Genomic DNA, 16,026 nt, shown 5'->3' with positions numbered 1-16,026 from the left:
ATTAACCCCCCCATCGTTTTACTTTGTTATACTATAATTCCTGGGATTGATCCCATGTCAATACTTTTTTAGGGGTGCAAAATGGTAACTATATATGATATTGCTCGACTAAGTGGTGTATCTAAATCAACAGTTTCTCGGGTTATTTCAAATCAGTCTTATGTATCAGCTGAAACAAAACACAAAGTATTAAAAGTTATGCAAGAGCATAATTATGTGCCAAATTCTCTTGCTAAACAATTTCGTCAAAAGAAAACAAAGTGTATCGCTATTCTTATCCCTGATCTACATCATCCTTATTTTAGTGAATTGATTAGATACATATCTGCTGAATCTTATAAAAATGGATTTAAAACTGTCGTTCACCAAACTTTTTCAGACAAAACTGTAGAGCGAGAGGTATACACACAGCTTCAGAAAAAGGAATTTGATGCCCTTATTTTAACTTCCTCTGCATTATCAGAGAAGGAAATCGTTGAATGTACCGGAGATAATTTAGTTGTTGCTTGCAATGAGAATTATGATGGAGACTATTTTGATGTCTTTTGTTTAAATGAAGAAGAGGTAACGATGGAAGCAACATCGCACCTCCTAAGTAAAGGATTTACGAAATTAGGCTTTTGTTCAGACAACATTTCTTCTCCTTTACAACAAGCAAGATTAAAGGGATTTATTTTAGCTCACAATAAAAAAGGATTAAATTATAATATAGACTTTCTCTTTAACGAGATATCAACTATAGAAGATGGAATCATATTAGGTGAGAAGCTCTTTAAGGATAATTTAGAACTAGATGGTATTCTTGCTGGAAGTGACTTCGTTGCCGCTGGATTAATAAGATCGGCTGTTAGAAATAACATTCAAATACCACAACAGTTATCAATAGTTGGTTTTGATAATCATCCAATCTCATTAGTTACTAATCCACAAATTTCTACCATTTGTAATCGTCTTCATGATATGTCTAATGACTTAGTGAATCACATAGTAAATAAGGTCAATGGAGTAAAACAAACTCCTATTAAAAAGGTATATACCGGAGAATTTATTACTAGAAATTCTAGTTAGTGTTATCAGCAAGAATGCTAATGCTCAGGTGAACTATAATAATTACATATTTAGTAATAAAACTGAAAAGATTGGGCAAGAAGTGGATCCCCACTATGAATTGAAAACCAGCGTTTTAATGAAGGTGCTGCTGTAAAAGTAGAAAATACTATTCAAAAAAATGGAGAAATTATAAATTACACAATAGACAACAATAATGTATCTATAGAAAATAATCTGGAATTAAATTTAGAAGACGAGGAACTTGTTTTTGACGTGGAAATAGACAACGGGATTAATGGAAGAAAAGAATCATTTGATGTTATTATCACAGAAATAAATGGTGAAGACTTTAAAGCTGCTTTTGTTGACCAAAATAACGGTACTTCGTATCACTATGACTCAACCGAAATGAGTGCTTCAGTAGCCCCACTTGTGGCAGTATTAATAAGTTTTGCAGGTGAATTTGGTATAAAAAACTAGTAAAAAAATACAGGAAAAAACTTATCCTAAAAACATTTAAGGGATATGCAACAAAACAAGCCGTTAAAAAATTGGTAGTTTTACAGTGAAATCCAAACATTTGACCTCTATTGGTGGAAGATGGGCAAAATTTAATACGAGTAGTCAAAGTACTGTTAAAAGATGGATGAAAGAGGCATTAAACTCCAAAGCTTCTCTTTACCCTGAATCCTGAATGATAATTACAAATTATCTTTTGTTGTAACTAAAAATCTTGGAAAGAAAATTGTAACAAAAGGGCAAACAAAAATTAAGATGGTAATAGGGGCGAACGGAAAAATATGGACAACACATCCAGTCAAATAAATATAAGTTTTAAATTAACTAGTGATATTTCTAATATCGACTATAAGAAAAAGAAAGATTATTCTAATGTCTACAACATTCAAGGAATGTTGAATATTAGGATAAATAATGAATTATTTTTTTCAGAAGAAATAGCTCTACTTGAATTCTATATTCAAGTGAAGAAATGGTTTAGAAATAAATTAGATGGAAGTTTTTATTATAATACTATTGAGGTTGAAGATGAAGATAATCCTTTAATAAAGTTTGTTGCTTCTGATAACAAGTATTTTATTTCCTCGCCATGGGGTCAAAGTCAAATAATTGCGACAGCGAAAACTGACTCTCTTATAGAGTCGATTAAATTATTTACAGAGAGTTTCGAAGGGGAATTATACAGCAAATACAAATTAAATCCTAAATGGTATATAAAATGAAAGGAATTACAGGCCTCCGATATTTCGAGGCCTTTTTTGTCTTATATCCAAAATTATTACCAGAGGCTTTACCTTTAGCAACTACCTAAAAACTTATAATCCTTACACGAAGTGTTTATTTTGACAAAATCGGCTGCGGAATCGGAAATGCTATTTTAACTGAGAGATGTTATTTTTAATTAGACAACTTCTGTGACGTTAAAATAAACTCCTTCTAAACCCCACTCCTCCAACCCACATTCCACCGTTTCCGTGATAATAGAAATTTACAACAGATCCCGCTTTTTCTCACCTTTTGATTCACGTTTTTCTCTAAGGTTTTATTATTTGATGATAATCAAGTTTTACAACTCACACCTTTTTCAGCCCAATACAAAAGGGATTCTTTCGAATCCCCCTACTTTTTCTCACGCTTTTTTCACGTTTTTATTCTTATTTTTTGGCTGATTTGTAAGTTTCTATTGTTAGTTGTAGGTTTTTATTGTTTGGTTACAACTTTCTTCTCTAACACCGTCACACACTCCACATGATTTGTCTGAGGGAACATATCAACAGGTTGAACTTCTTTTGTTTCATAACCGCCATCTTCCAAGATTCTCAAGTCCCTCGCTAACGTAGATGGGTTACATGAAACATAGACAATCCGCTTTGGTTCCATTTCAATTATGGTTTGTAGGAAGTCTACTTCACAGCCTTTACGCGGTGGGTCGACGACGATAACGTCTGGGCGTAATCCTTGTGCTTTCCACCAAGGCATAACCTTTTCCGCTTCTCCTACAACGAATTCTGCATTGGTAATGCCATTTAGCTTCGCGTTCATTTTGGCATCACTAATCGCTTCTGGCACTACTTCAACGCCGTACACTTTCTTGGCTTGCTGTGCGAGGAATAGGGAGATCGTTCCAATTCCACAATAGGCATCCACCACTGTATCGTTTGCACCAATCTGAGCATATTCTAACGCTTTTTCATAGAGCACCTTTGTTTGAGGGGGGTTAACTTGATAGAACGATTTTGCTGAAATGGCGAATTTAATTTCGCCAATTGTATCGTAAATATATTCCTCTCCCCAAATAACCTTTGTTTTTCTCCCAAGGATCACATTCGTACGTTTATTGTTGACGTTATGAACGATGGATTTAACATGAGGGAACGTTTCCGTTAGCTCACGAATTAGCTCCTCTTGATGTGGAAGTTTGTCGGTTCGAGTGATGAGTACGATCATCGTTTCATTGGTTTCTCTACCAGTTCGGACCATAATATGGCGCAGAACACCACGGTCTGCTTTTTCATCATATGCTTTGATGCCTAACCGATTTGCTATTCTTCTTACGGCATGGACAGAACGATCATTTAACTCGTCCTGAATGACACAGGTTTCCATCTCTGAAATAATGTCATGGCTTCGCTTGCGATAAAATCCAGTAATTAATTCACCATCATGCTCGCCAACTGGCATTTGTACTTTGTTACGGTAGCGCCAAGGGTCTTCCATTCCGAGGGTTGGATGAACTGGCACATGGTCAAGATGAGCAATTTTACGCATGACGCTTTTTACTTGATTTTGCTTCATTTGCAATTGAAGGTCATAGCTCATATGCTGTAGCTGACAGCCACCACATTGATAATAAACATTACACGGCGGCTCTACTCGCTGATCACTTGATTGTTTTACTTCTAATAACTTGCCGAATCCGAAGTTCTTATTTGCTTTAACAACCTTGACTGTCGCTTCTTCACCCGGTAGGCCATATGGTACAAACAAGGGATAGCCGTCCACCTTGCCTACACCATTACCTTCATGTGTAAGGTCCTCAAAGGTTAGGGTTATTGTTTCATTCTTCTTTACGGGTACTGCCTGTTTTCCCATTTCTATCTTCCTTTACGTTCATAGTATGTGGTTCTTATCTTATCATATCTTCTACCGGATTCACATTTTCAATCCAAAAGCGGAAGCGACCGTTAAGAGACGTACGGACTGGACTGAACCGTAGGAGATAAAGGAAACATGCCCTTGCAAAAGGGGTATGTCGACGTTGGCCGGCAAGGCCGGTTTTAGTCGACCTTCTTTTACCTTGGGAGATGATGTTGACTTATTGTACGGAGGTGAGGGAAGTCGCGCTAGTCTCTGGGCGCTGGAGCTGGACGTGGCTGTTTTCTGTCAAAGAATTATCTTTTTAATCCTTTAAAAAGAAGACTACCCATTAAGTAATCTTCTCTCTACATAATCACTCAGTTGTAAAATCTTCTGGCACGTAGAATTCGATGTGCTGCTGCAGATTGAGGAATTCTCCTGGAAGTAATCCACCAAACTCGCCATCAATGTTCAGCTGCATTTTTTCTTCTGTACTTACCTTAATATGCTTTGCTTTTGTATAAATGACATGCTTATCTTCTAGATGTGCTCCACGAAGTGCAAGTGTTGCAATCCGGATAAATTCTGCAAGGTTTGCTTTTTTTAATATAAGAAGGTCGAAATAACCGTCATCCATGCTAGCGACTGGTGCTAGCTTTTCAAAGCCACCGACGGAGTTTGTATTGGCTACGAGGAAGAGCATAATGTCCTCATCAATAACGGTGCCGTCATACTCAATTTTTACCCTTGTAGGCTTAAGGGATGGCAGCATTTCAATACCCTTCATATAATATGCTAGTTGGCCGAGCATCGTTTTTAGTTTGCTTGGTACTTCATATGTTAATTCTGTCAGCTTCCCGCCACCGGCAATGTTCATAAAGAAATAATCATTTACTTTTCCAATATCCAAGAACTTGGTTCTGCCGTTCACGATAATATCAGCTGCTTTTTTTATATCCCGAGGAATATTTAGGGCTCTAGCAAAGTCATTTGTCGTACCAACTGGTATGATTCCCAGCTTCGGACGATGATCTTCTTCTGCTATACCATTGATCACTTCGTTAATTGTGCCATCACCACCGGCTGCCACAACTAATTCATATCCCCGCTCAACAGCTGCCCTTGCTGCCTCAATCGCATCACCTTCACACGTTGTTGCATGTGCAGATGTTTCATAACCGGCCGTCTCCAGCTTCTCTAGGACATAAGGCAATTCTTTTTTGAAGGCCTCTCTTCCGGAAGTTGGATTGTAAATGATTCTTGCTTTCTTCATTTCTTTTCCCCCCATTGCTACATATGTGCAGGGCCATTGCTATATATAATGGTCACTATTTTTTTGTTTTTAAGTCCAACCAATATCATAGACCTTTTCTCACGATTTGAAAAGGGGTCTTGATAAAAATCTGGACTACCATCAAGAAATGTAAAATGCTTGGTGGCAGTCCAATAGTTGTTCGGATCTATTTTTTGTCTAGTTCTTCTTGCAAAATTTTATTTACCATTGGTGGGTTTGCCTGTCCTTTAGTTGCTTTCATAACCTGACCGACAAGGAATTTAACTGCTTTATCTTTCCCATTTTTGTAATCGATAATCGATTGTTCGTTATCTGCAAGCACACTGGAAATAATTTCACGTAATTGTCCTTCATCAGAAATTTGCACAAGCCCTTTATCTTTTACAACTTGCTCCGGATCCCCACCATTTTCAACTAATTCAGCAAACACTTTCTTCGCAATTTTAGATGAAATGGTGCCATCTTCGATTAAGTTAATCATTTTAGCTAATGCCTCTGGCGTTATAGCCAAATCGCCTAATTCCTTATAGTGCTTATTCATATAGGCAGATACTTCGCCCATCAACCAGTTAGACACTTGCTTCATATCTGCGCCACTGTTAACCGCTTCTTCAAAGAAGTCTGCCATTTGCTTGGAACTAGTTAAGACAGAAGCATCGTATTCTGAGAGTCCCAATTGCGCTATATAACGTGCTTTTCTCGCGTCTGGTAGCTCAGGGATTTCGTTACGGATGCGTTCTTTCCATGCCTCATCAATGTAAAGAGGTACAAGGTCTGGCTCTGGGAAGTAACGATAGTCATCAGAACCTTCTTTTACACGCATAAGAATAGTTTCTTTTGTTTTTTCGTCATAACGTCGTGTTTCCTGCAGGATTTCCCCTCCAGTAAGAAGTTCCTTCTCCTGGCGTTTCTCTTCAAACTCTAGCCCTTTTTGTACATAGCTGAAGGAGTTTAAGTTTTTCAATTCTGCTTTTGTTCCGAATTGCTCTTGCCCAATTGGACGTAATGAAATGTTGGCATCACAACGAAGGGAGCCTTCTTCCATTTTCACATCAGATACACCTGTGTATTGAATGATGCTTTTAAGTTTCTCAAGATAAGCATACGCTTCTTCAGGTGAACGCATGTCAGGTTCTGATACGATCTCGACAAGCGGTGTTCCTTGACGGTTAAAGTCCACATAGGAATAGCCATCATCGCCGTGCGTTAGTTTTCCAGCATCTTCTTCTAAATGCAAACGAGTAATTCCGATACGTTTTTTCTTGCCGTTTACTTCAATTTCAATCCAACCATTTTCGCCAATTGGCTTATCAAATTGAGAGATCTGATATGCTTTTGGATTATCTGGATAGAAGTAGTTTTTTCGGTCAAATTTCGTATCTGTGGCAATCTCACAGTTTAGCGCCATTGCAGCCTTCATCGCGAAGTTTACTGCCTGTTCGTTTAGAACCGGAAGAACACCAGGATAACCGAGGTCAATCGGGTTCACGTTCGTATTTGGATTTGTTCCAAACTCATTAGTACTTGGGCTGAAAATTTTTGAATCTGTTTTTAGTTCAACGTGCACCTCTAAGCCAATTATCGTTTCAAAGTTCATTATTTGGCACCTCCCAGCTGAGGTCGCTTCGTATGATGATCTGTTGCTTTTTCAAATGCATGGGCAGCACGGAAGACCGTGCTTTCATCGAAATGCTTCCCAATGATTTGCAGGCCAATCGGTAAGCCCTGTTCAGAGAAACCACATGGCACAGAGATACCCGGTACGCCAGCAAGGTTTACTGGGATGGTTAAGATATCATTCGCATACATTGTTAAAGGATCGTCCACTTTTTCGCCGACTTTAAATGCCGGTGTCGGGGTAGTTGGGCCAATAACAACATCGTAATCTTCAAAGATTTTATCAAAATCATTTTTAATTAACGTACGTACTTTTTGAGCCTTTTTATAATACGCATCATAATAACCAGAGCTAAGTGCAAACGTTCCAAGCATGATACGGCGTTTTACTTCATCCCCAAATCCTTCACTACGGGATTTTTTGAACATATCAATCATGTTGTCCGCATTCTCTGAACGTACACCATAACGAACTCCGTCAAAGCGAGCAAGGTTAGCAGAAGCCTCAGAAGACGAAATCAGATAATAGGTAGCTACCGCATACTTGGAATGTGGCAAGGAAACCTTTTCCCATGTAGCGCCTAAGCTTTCATATACTTTCAGTGCCTCCATGACAGAATCGCGTACTTCGGGTGTTACACCTTCACTTAGATATTCTTCTGGAACCGCAATTTTTAAGCCTTTTACGTCATTCGTAAGTGCCTCTGTATATGCTGGCACTTCAACATTCGCACTTGTAGAATCCATTGGATCATGACCAGCAATGACTTCTAGCACGCGTGCACTGTCTTCTACTGTTCGAGTGATTGGTCCAATTTGATCAAGTGATGAAGCAAATGCAACCAATCCAAAACGAGATACACGGCCATAAGTTGGTTTTAATCCAACCACACCACAGAATGCTGCAGGCTGTCGAATAGAACCACCAGTATCAGAACCAAGTGAAAATAATACTTCCCCTGCTGCTACTGACGCGGCTGATCCACCACTAGAACCACCTGGTACGTAATCCGTGTTCCAAGGGTTTCGTGTAGGGTCATAGCTGGAATTCTCATTGGATGAACCCATCGCAAACTCATCCATATTCAGTTTTCCAATTGTAATAGTCTTTTCGTTATTTAGCTTTTCAACGACCGTTGCGTTGTATAAAGGGTCGTCAAAATTGTCGAGGAATTGGCTTGCACACGTAGTGCGTAATGCCTTTGTGACGATATTGTCCTTAATTCCGCTTGGCATACCGAATAGAGCTGCAGACTTGTCCTCTGCTTTATCTAGTTCTTTCGCCTGTTTGCGGGCTGCCTCTTCATTTAATGTTAAAAAGGCATGTACTTCATTGTCTACCTCATTAATTCGTTTATACGACGTATCAACAAGCTCTTCAATGGTTATTTCCTTATTATGTAGCTTTTGTTCTAACTCTTTTATTGTGTAATCAAATAATGACATGTATTTCCCTCCCTACTCCAAGATTGATGGTACACGATAATGGCCATCTTTTTTATCAGGAGCGTTCTTCAATGCTTCTTCCTGTGTAATCCATTCCTTTGGCTCATCCTTACGCAATACATTTTTCAAGTCTAATACGTGCGTCGTTGGTTCTACCCCGTCTGTATCCAATTCATTTAATTGTTCAGCATACGTGATAATAGAGCTTAACTGTTCCGTAAACTTGTCCACTTCTTCATCTGTTACGGCAAGCCTTGCCAAATGCGCAACATGTTTTACTTGATCTTTAGAGATATCTGCCATGAACTAGCCCTCCCTCTTCCTATTTATAATGTTATTCATTATTTACATCTTCGTGTAAAACCTGTAAGTACATACCTGTCTTAATTCTAAGTATAACACTATTGATAATAGCAGAACCAACCACCCATAATCAAATATTGACATCAAAAGCGCAGAGCACCGTTAAAAAACGTAGCGGCTAGAGTGAATCAACTGAGATAAAGGAATCACGGTGAGGAACGAACCGATGATGACTTATTGTAGGGCGATTCGCGAAGCTGCCTAGTTTTTGGTGCTCGGAGCTAGATGACATCAAAAGCGCAGAGCACCTATTTAGGAACACCGACTAAAAACGACCCGTCCTGGGTCAACGTCGGCATGACCCGGATCCTCCGGGCCCACGTAGCGGCTGGAGTGAATCAACTGTTAATCAAATTTAAAAGGGCCATCTCTTCATTATAGAAAAGAGACGGCCCTTTTAAACTTATTCCTTCATTAATATAGCTGTTTTATCAAATTCCTCAACAACTTCTGGTTTGTTGGAACCAAATAGGCTGACTATGACAGTTACGATTACGTTTAGGATAAACCCTGGCACGATTTCGTATAGATCGAATAATCCTCCTGAGAGAAACTCTCCCCATACAATAACCGTTATGGCACCTACTAAAATACCAGCAAGCGCACCATTTCGCGTAATTCCCTTCCACAATAAGGATAAGAGAATAATCGGTCCAAAGGCTGCTCCAAAACCTGCCCAAGCATAACTTACAAGTTCTAGTACAGAACTTTCCGGATTCATGGCAATGAGTGCAGCAATCAGCGCGATGATTACAGTTGCAACTCTACCAATCCATACGAGTTCTTTTCCACTTGCTTTCTTGCGGAAGATAGCCTTATAAAAGTCTTCTGCCACAGCAGATGATGAAACAAGCAACTGCGAGTCAATTGTACTCATAATCGCTGATAGTATTGCCGCAAGGAGAACACCAGCCACTACAGGATGGAAAAGAATTTGTGAAAAGGCGATGAAGATTTTTTCTGGATCTGCAAGCACCTGTAACCCATTTTCCGTTGTGACGTGAATCCCCAAGTTGCTTAGTACAGATACGTCTTGGGTACTAATAAATGCAAGTCCGACAAAGCCGGTGAAGATCGAACCATATAACCCAAGAATCATCCATGTTGTTCCAATAAACTTTGCTTTTGGAACGTCTTTTGGTGAGCGTAATGCCATAAAACGAACAATAATATGTGGTTGACCAAAATATCCTAAGCCCCATGCTAGTGAGGAAATTATCGCCATTATGCCGACACCTTGAACCATATTTAGATGACTTGGATCAATTTCGCCCACAGCTTGAACTGCATCTGACCAACCACCCATTTGATTCAGTGCTACGATCGGCACTACGATTAATGCTAAGAACATGAGAATCCCTTGGAAGAAATCCGTCCATGCTACTGCTAGAAAGCCTCCAAGCAATGTATAGGAGACTACCACAATTGTCCCTATCCAAAGTGCAGAATCATAGCTAAGACCAAATGAGGCCTCAAAAAGCTTCGCACCTGCCACCATACCTGAAGATGTATAGAATGTGAAAAATAGTAGTATTACCAATGCGGAGATAACACGAAGAATATGTGACTTATCTTTAAAACGATTTTCTAAAAAGTCCGGTATTGTAATAGAGTTATTTGCTACCTCTGTATAAATGCGTAAACGTTTGGCGACAAATTGCCAGTTTAAATACGCTCCGACAGCAAGTCCGATTGCCATCCATGCCTCTGACATTCCAGATGCATAAATAGCTCCTGGTAAACCAAGTAACAACCAACCACTCATATCTGAAGCACCTGCACTTAAGGCAGCGACCCCAGGCCCAAGATTACGACCGCCCAATACATAATCAGATAGATTATTTGTCATGCGGTACATGATTAGTCCAATTACAAGCATTCCTAGTAGATATACGATAAATGTTATTAGTGTTGTTAGACCCACGTTTTACTTTCCCCTCTCTGTAAACATTGTGATAACGGATGCCAAAAGTACAACTGGCATTGGCACAAACAACCAAAACCATGTTGCACCAGTTATTGCGTATTCCATGTATTGCTCCCCTTTCGTTTCCGTACTTTATACCATCTGTTCTTCGATGAAACAAAACACAATGACTATGGTTTCATATATTTTTAATCATTTCAAGCGCACCAGTACTCAGTTACAGCTTGTCCATACACTTTCATAGAGGACCAAACATCGTATACATTCATATAATCGTTTTAATCTTTATTTACTATGGTTTGAATGAATTAATAAAGGTTTAGTTAGTTATTTAGGCTTTACCGACTGTATTCTTTAGTATGCGCGCTATTTATTGTAACCAAATTTTTTTAGTTTTTTTGTTATAAACAGGAATTCAACAGGTAAATTTCGCTAATTTTATAAGTTATTAACTTTTGAGGTGGGGTTGTAAGGGTTGGCATTTTTGCTTGGAAAATTGCATCTGCATCTGACTTCGATTGTTCCCACACAGAAATAAATGAAAAAAAAGCCCAGCATAGTTTCCACACTATCCCGGGCAAATCATCATATATATAATAGGGTATTAGTAAATACTGCTAAACGCTTAAAAACTTACTAGAACTAATTAAAATAGGTTGGTCTTTTGGATTGATAAGATACCTGGCTCTCTATCCATAGATAGATCAGATGGGCTATCTTGTGTAAAAGTAAATCCTGCAACTAAAACTGCTCCTAATGATAATGCTACCAATAGTTTTTTCATGAAATCCCCTCCTTTATAGAATAAATAAAAATTCATTAAATATTTGTAATTTGCTGGTAGGCAAAATTAACCTCTTTATAATATTTCGAAGACTCTTTGTATCTATTAATATTTTCATAATGGCCAGCTAATAATTCCGCATATATTATTAAGTTAGCATAATCTTTATGTTTATTAAGATAGGGTATGAAATTTTTTACTAGTAATTGTTCAAAATTACGATAGTCTTCACTTAGTAAGCGATCATAAATATGAATTACATAATAAAATATTTTGTAATCTTCATTATCTCTAAGTTGTTTTAGAAGGTCTAATCCATGATTTACATATTCTCTTGCATCTTCAAACCTATCTAGTAAGTATAACTCTCTAATTAAAGATGATACAGCTGCTAATCTTTCTATAATATAAACTTCTTCATCCTGTATAACTTCATTATAATGTTTAATAGCTTCTTTAGGGTTACCCTTAGAAGAGTAAAGATGTCCTAAGTTTTGGTTTGTTAGCTGTATTAATTGTTTATTATTATTTAATTTCCCTAGATGGAGGGCTAAATTAAAGTTTTTAATTGCTTTATCATACATCTTGATCCTTCTAAAAGAAATCCCTAATACATTATGACACTGAGCACAACGTATAAAGTTATATTGTTTCATATAAACGTCGAGAGCTCTTTCAGAATAGTCAATTGCTTCAAGTGTGTTTCTAAGTTTACTATGAGTTACAGAAATTACATAGTGTAAATCTGCAATTTCTTCCTCTGGTATCTCAATTTGATTTAGTTTATCTTCGGCAAGTTTATATAACCTCATACTTTGGTTAAATTCGCCGTCTTTTACTGTACAATAATTCCCTTTAAACTTATACCAATAAAACAAATGCAAGTTATCAAATGTGCCTGAGATTTGGTTTAGCTCATTAATCTTTATAAGTGCTTCATCATAATCCCCTAAAATTAAATAATACCTAATCTTGTGGATTTCGAATAGAAGTAGGCTTTCGGTAAGGTTGGTATCCATTAAATTCTGTATCTCGTTGTATGTAGCAATGATATCCTTCTTATCATTCACTTCAAAAAGCATGCTGTACCATTTCTTACATTTTTCCTGGATCGTGGCATCGAGTGAGTTATCAATTTGAATACCCAGACGCGTACAGAGCATTTGAATGATTTCAGGACTTGCCTCTGTTTTTAAGTTCTCAATTTTTGATAAATAGGATAATGATACGATACCTTTAGCCAAATCTCCCTGTGTCATCTCTTGTTTGGTTCGTTGCAGCTTGATAAAGGATCCTATTTCTATCAATTCACCCCACCCTATCCTCTACTAATATTTAATGTCTTCTGTAGTCTAATTATAACATAATTTCAGATAATTCATATTGGGAAAATATATAGGTGTTTATAGCGATTATCAACCTAAAAACTTTCCTATTTTCCTGAGAGAGGAAAATTAGCCCCCTTTCCGAGCATTTTTTTGCTAGAAAGGGGGCTAATCGAGTTCATGTGACTATTTTCTTATAATTAAAACATTTCGGATGTAGTTTTTCCTTGCATGTGGTGAATTAGGTAATCTGGCCCACCTGCTTTGGAGTCTGTACCGGACATGTTAAAGCCACCAAATGGCTGATAACCAACAATTGCTGCCGTACATCCACGGTTAAAGTAAAGGTTTCCTACATGGAAATCCTGACGGGCTTGTTCTTGATGCTCACGGTTATTTGTAATAACAGCACCTGTTAAGCCATAATCTGTATTGTTAGCAATTTCGATTGCTTCATCAAAATCTTTTGCCTTTGTTAAGCCAACTACAGGACCAAAGATTTCTTCCTGCATGATGCGTGCATCTGGTTTAAGATCTGCGAATACAGTAGGATTAACGAACCATCCCTTGCTATCATCGCCAGTTCCCCCGACAAGTAGTTCACCTTCTTTTTTACCAATTTCGATATAATCTAGAATCTTATCATATGCTCCCTGATCGATAACAGGCCCCATAAAGTGTGAGTTATCATATGGATCTCCAGCAGAAAGTTCTTTAGTTAGAGAAGCGACACGATCTTTTACCTCATCGTAGACATCCTGATGAATAACGGCGCGAGAACATGCAGAACATTTTTGACCAGAGAAGCCAAATGCAGATTGCACGATAGATTGTGCGGCAAGCTCAAGGTCTGCCTCTTTATCTACCACAATCGTATCTTTTCCACCCATTTCAATAATGGTACGTTTTAGCCATTTTTGGCCATCTTGTACTTTCGCAGCACGTTCAAAAATACGTGTACCAACATCACGTGAGCCCGTGAAGCTGACAAAACGTGTACGTGGGTGATCAACAAGATAGTCACCGACTTCACTTCCTGGACCAGGAATAAAGTTAATGACACCAGCTGGCAAGCCAGCCTCTTCTAGTACTTCCATTAATTTATAAGCGATTACTGGTGTAGCACTTGCCGGTTTTAATAATACCGTGTTTCCAGTTACCATCGCAGCAACTGTAGTACCTGCCATGATAGCGAATAGGAAGTTCCACGGTGAAATTACGACACCCACACCAAGTGGAATGTAATTATATTGGTTAAATTCTATTGGACGGCTATTAATTTTAACGCCATCTTTTAATTCTAGCATTTGACGTCCATAATATTCCATGAAGTCAATAGCTTCTGCAGTATCAGCGTCAGCTTCTTTCCATGGTTTTCCGCCTTCTTTTACTAGATGTGCAGTAAATTCATGCTTGCGACGGCGAACTATAGCCGCTGCACGGAAAAGAATATCTGCACGGAATTTAGGATCAGATTTTCTCCATGTTTCAAATGTTTTATCAGCAGTTTGCATTGCTTTTTCAGCAAGCTCTTTATTTGCTTTGGACACATATCCAATTACTTCTTCTCTGTTGGCTGGATTAACAGATACAATCTTGTCATCTGTTGTAATACGCTCTCCGCCAATTACTAGTGGATATTCTTTACCTAGATCGGCTTCCACCTTTTTTAAAGCCTCAAGCATCTGCTGTCTGTTTTCTTCTACGGTGAAATCTGTAAAAGGTTCATGTTTGTAAGGTACTACCATATTAAAACCTCCTAAAAATTATCCTATTCTCCTTATTGATTGCGTTTTCACAAAAAATCCATTAAAAAAAACATAAAAATAAGGAGCGGCGCATGTCCACCCCTTATTTTACCCGATTTATTGTCAGACTTCAACGAATCTTTTTTCTTAATGGAAAATACGAACGGTTGGTGTATCGGATCCAGCCTCACGAAAGATTGTACTTTCTACTTTATCGCTTGAGGTGATCATCAATTCGAGATCATAATAATCCTCAAACATATCCTGTACAAGTCCATACGCATATTGGCTAAACCCTATTACCTCGGCTTTTCCGTAAAACTCAATAGGAATCTCAATTGTCAACTTCTTTAATTCATCATTTATATAGAAGCCTTCTCCTATAATACCTACATAATTAGGAAAGTAATTGGCAATCTCATTACCAAAGCTGGTTACTAATTCATGATCATCAAAGTATTCTTTCTTACCTTCATCTGATGGGAATAAAACATGTTGCTCATTTATGTTATCCCAATCGCTCAATGATGTTTCTCCACCGGCTACATTCATTTTTGCTACATAATTCCCTGGAATTGGGGAGCTACGTTCCTGCTCTCTATATACTGCAATCATGATCGGAACATTTTCAAGCCCTTCCATATTGCGAATACGATTTACCACTTTCTCTGCAATGACTGTGGCCTGTTCCATCATCTCACTTTGAGAGATATCTAGATAGCTATAAGGTCCATCTTTTTTAGTCTGGAAACGGTAAACTGATTTCATTGCAAGACCAATTGAAATTCCTTCTAGCTTAACTGTGTTATCTTCATTCTTTGATAAAAAGTTATGTTCTAGAATATGGGAAAGATATTTTGGATTAGCTTCCTGCTCCTCTTGATTGAATTCATCTTCAATTGGTGGGTTTAATCCCAGTTGGAATTCACGGCGGATATTCTCCTCATTTACCGTCATTTTATTTTCCTCTAAATAGTCTATTCTATCTGCTACAGCTTCTTCTAATTGGCTTTCGGTCAATTCCCGGCCTAACCAATCATAAACTGTATCTTCATCTAAATACTGTCCTTCTTGAAAGAAGTACTTGCTCGGGTCATACACTTCTTTGGAGTGCCTCCGCAATCCTTCTTCCATTTCATCAATATCCATACGGTTTGCTACCTGGTTTACAATAACGCCCCTTGCCTTGCTAGGCTCATATGGAAGTATCATTTTATAGTTTTCATCTGAAAGCTGGTAGCTCGGTACAATCGATGTTTCTTGTTGCGTATCCTCTTCTTGCACGACTTCTTCATTGGTATCCGGTGAACATGCCGTAATAAGTAGAAGTGCGCCCAGCAGACATATGCTCCATTTCTTCATTTCATTACACTCCC

General features: G+C 38.2%; 13 protein-coding genes. 3 read left to right on the top strand and 10 right to left on the bottom strand.

Going from position 1 to position 16,026, the window contains the following annotated elements:
* Positions 1-81: 81 nt before the first annotated feature.
* From ACTWPF_RS15870 to ACTWPF_RS15860, 3 genes are all read left to right on the top strand, one after another.
* Positions 82-1,068, top strand: coding sequence for a LacI family DNA-binding transcriptional regulator (locus ACTWPF_RS15870; protein WP_443149756.1), 987 nt, complete (start codon positions 82-84; stop codon positions 1,066-1,068).
* A gap of 99 nt (positions 1,069-1,167) precedes the next feature.
* Positions 1,168-1,530: an SAR2788 family putative toxin gene (locus tag ACTWPF_RS15865; protein ID WP_443149879.1), complete on the top strand. Its 363-nt coding sequence runs from the start codon at positions 1,168-1,170 to the stop codon at positions 1,528-1,530.
* A 320-nt stretch (positions 1,531-1,850) separates the two neighbouring features.
* Complete coding sequence (locus tag ACTWPF_RS15860) at positions 1,851-2,291, top strand: DUF7878 domain-containing protein (RefSeq protein ID WP_443149755.1); 441 nt, start codon at positions 1,851-1,853, stop codon at positions 2,289-2,291.
* A 478-nt stretch (positions 2,292-2,769) separates the two neighbouring features.
* Here ACTWPF_RS15860 and rlmD read toward each other — a convergent pair whose 3' ends face one another.
* The 10 genes from rlmD to ACTWPF_RS15810 all read right to left on the bottom strand — a co-directional run bounded on the left by rlmD (position 2,770) and on the right by ACTWPF_RS15810 (position 16,012).
* Entirely contained in the window at positions 2,770-4,161 is a 1,392-nt protein-coding gene (gene rlmD / locus ACTWPF_RS15855) for a 23S rRNA (uracil(1939)-C(5))-methyltransferase RlmD (protein WP_443149754.1), read from the bottom strand.
* Positions 4,162-4,519: 358 nt separating this feature from the next.
* Positions 4,520-5,419 carry a diacylglycerol kinase gene (locus ACTWPF_RS15850; RefSeq protein ID WP_443149753.1) on the bottom strand — a complete coding sequence of 300 codons (900 nt, stop codon included), beginning with the start codon at positions 5,417-5,419 and terminating at the stop codon, positions 4,520-4,522.
* Between the two features lie 187 nt (positions 5,420-5,606).
* The gene (gatB, locus tag ACTWPF_RS15845) at positions 5,607-7,037 is read right to left on the bottom strand and encodes an Asp-tRNA(Asn)/Glu-tRNA(Gln) amidotransferase subunit GatB (protein WP_443149752.1); all 1,431 of its coding nucleotides are present in this window, start codon (positions 7,035-7,037) and stop codon (positions 5,607-5,609) included.
* Complete coding sequence (gatA, locus tag ACTWPF_RS15840) at positions 7,037-8,503, bottom strand: Asp-tRNA(Asn)/Glu-tRNA(Gln) amidotransferase subunit GatA (RefSeq protein ID WP_161464238.1); 1,467 nt, start codon at positions 8,501-8,503, stop codon at positions 7,037-7,039. Before gatA ends, gatB begins: the two co-directional genes overlap by 1 nt.
* Positions 8,504-8,515: 12 nt before the next feature.
* Complete coding sequence (gatC, locus tag ACTWPF_RS15835; RefSeq protein WP_036577287.1) at positions 8,516-8,806, bottom strand: Asp-tRNA(Asn)/Glu-tRNA(Gln) amidotransferase subunit GatC; 291 nt, start codon at positions 8,804-8,806, stop codon at positions 8,516-8,518.
* A gap of 463 nt (positions 8,807-9,269) precedes the next feature.
* On the bottom strand, positions 9,270-10,790 hold the full coding sequence (gene putP, locus ACTWPF_RS15830) for a sodium/proline symporter PutP (protein ID WP_443149751.1): 1,521 nt from the start codon (positions 10,788-10,790) through the stop codon (positions 9,270-9,272).
* A 649-nt stretch (positions 10,791-11,439) separates the two neighbouring features.
* On the bottom strand, positions 11,440-11,577 hold the full coding sequence (locus ACTWPF_RS15825; RefSeq protein ID WP_443149750.1) for a hypothetical protein: 138 nt from the start codon (positions 11,575-11,577) through the stop codon (positions 11,440-11,442).
* Positions 11,578-11,612: 35 nt separating this feature from the next.
* Entirely contained in the window at positions 11,613-12,884 is a 1,272-nt protein-coding gene (locus ACTWPF_RS15820) for a helix-turn-helix domain-containing protein (RefSeq protein WP_443149749.1), read from the bottom strand.
* 218 nt (positions 12,885-13,102) lie between these two features.
* Positions 13,103-14,650: an L-glutamate gamma-semialdehyde dehydrogenase gene (gene pruA / locus ACTWPF_RS15815; protein WP_106895853.1), complete on the bottom strand. Its 1,548-nt coding sequence runs from the start codon at positions 14,648-14,650 to the stop codon at positions 13,103-13,105.
* 147 nt (positions 14,651-14,797) lie between these two features.
* Complete coding sequence (locus ACTWPF_RS15810; protein WP_443149748.1) at positions 14,798-16,012, bottom strand: CamS family sex pheromone protein; 1,215 nt, start codon at positions 16,010-16,012, stop codon at positions 14,798-14,800.
* Positions 16,013-16,026: the final 14 nt, after the last annotated feature.

The sequence above is a fragment of the Oceanobacillus sp. M65 genome (assembly GCF_052246275.1).
Classification (GTDB): domain Bacteria; phylum Bacillota; class Bacilli; order Bacillales; family Amphibacillaceae; genus Oceanobacillus_B; species Oceanobacillus_B jordanicus.
The sequence above is the reverse complement of the archived record's forward strand: the minus strand, read 5'-3'. Positions and strand labels throughout refer to the sequence as shown.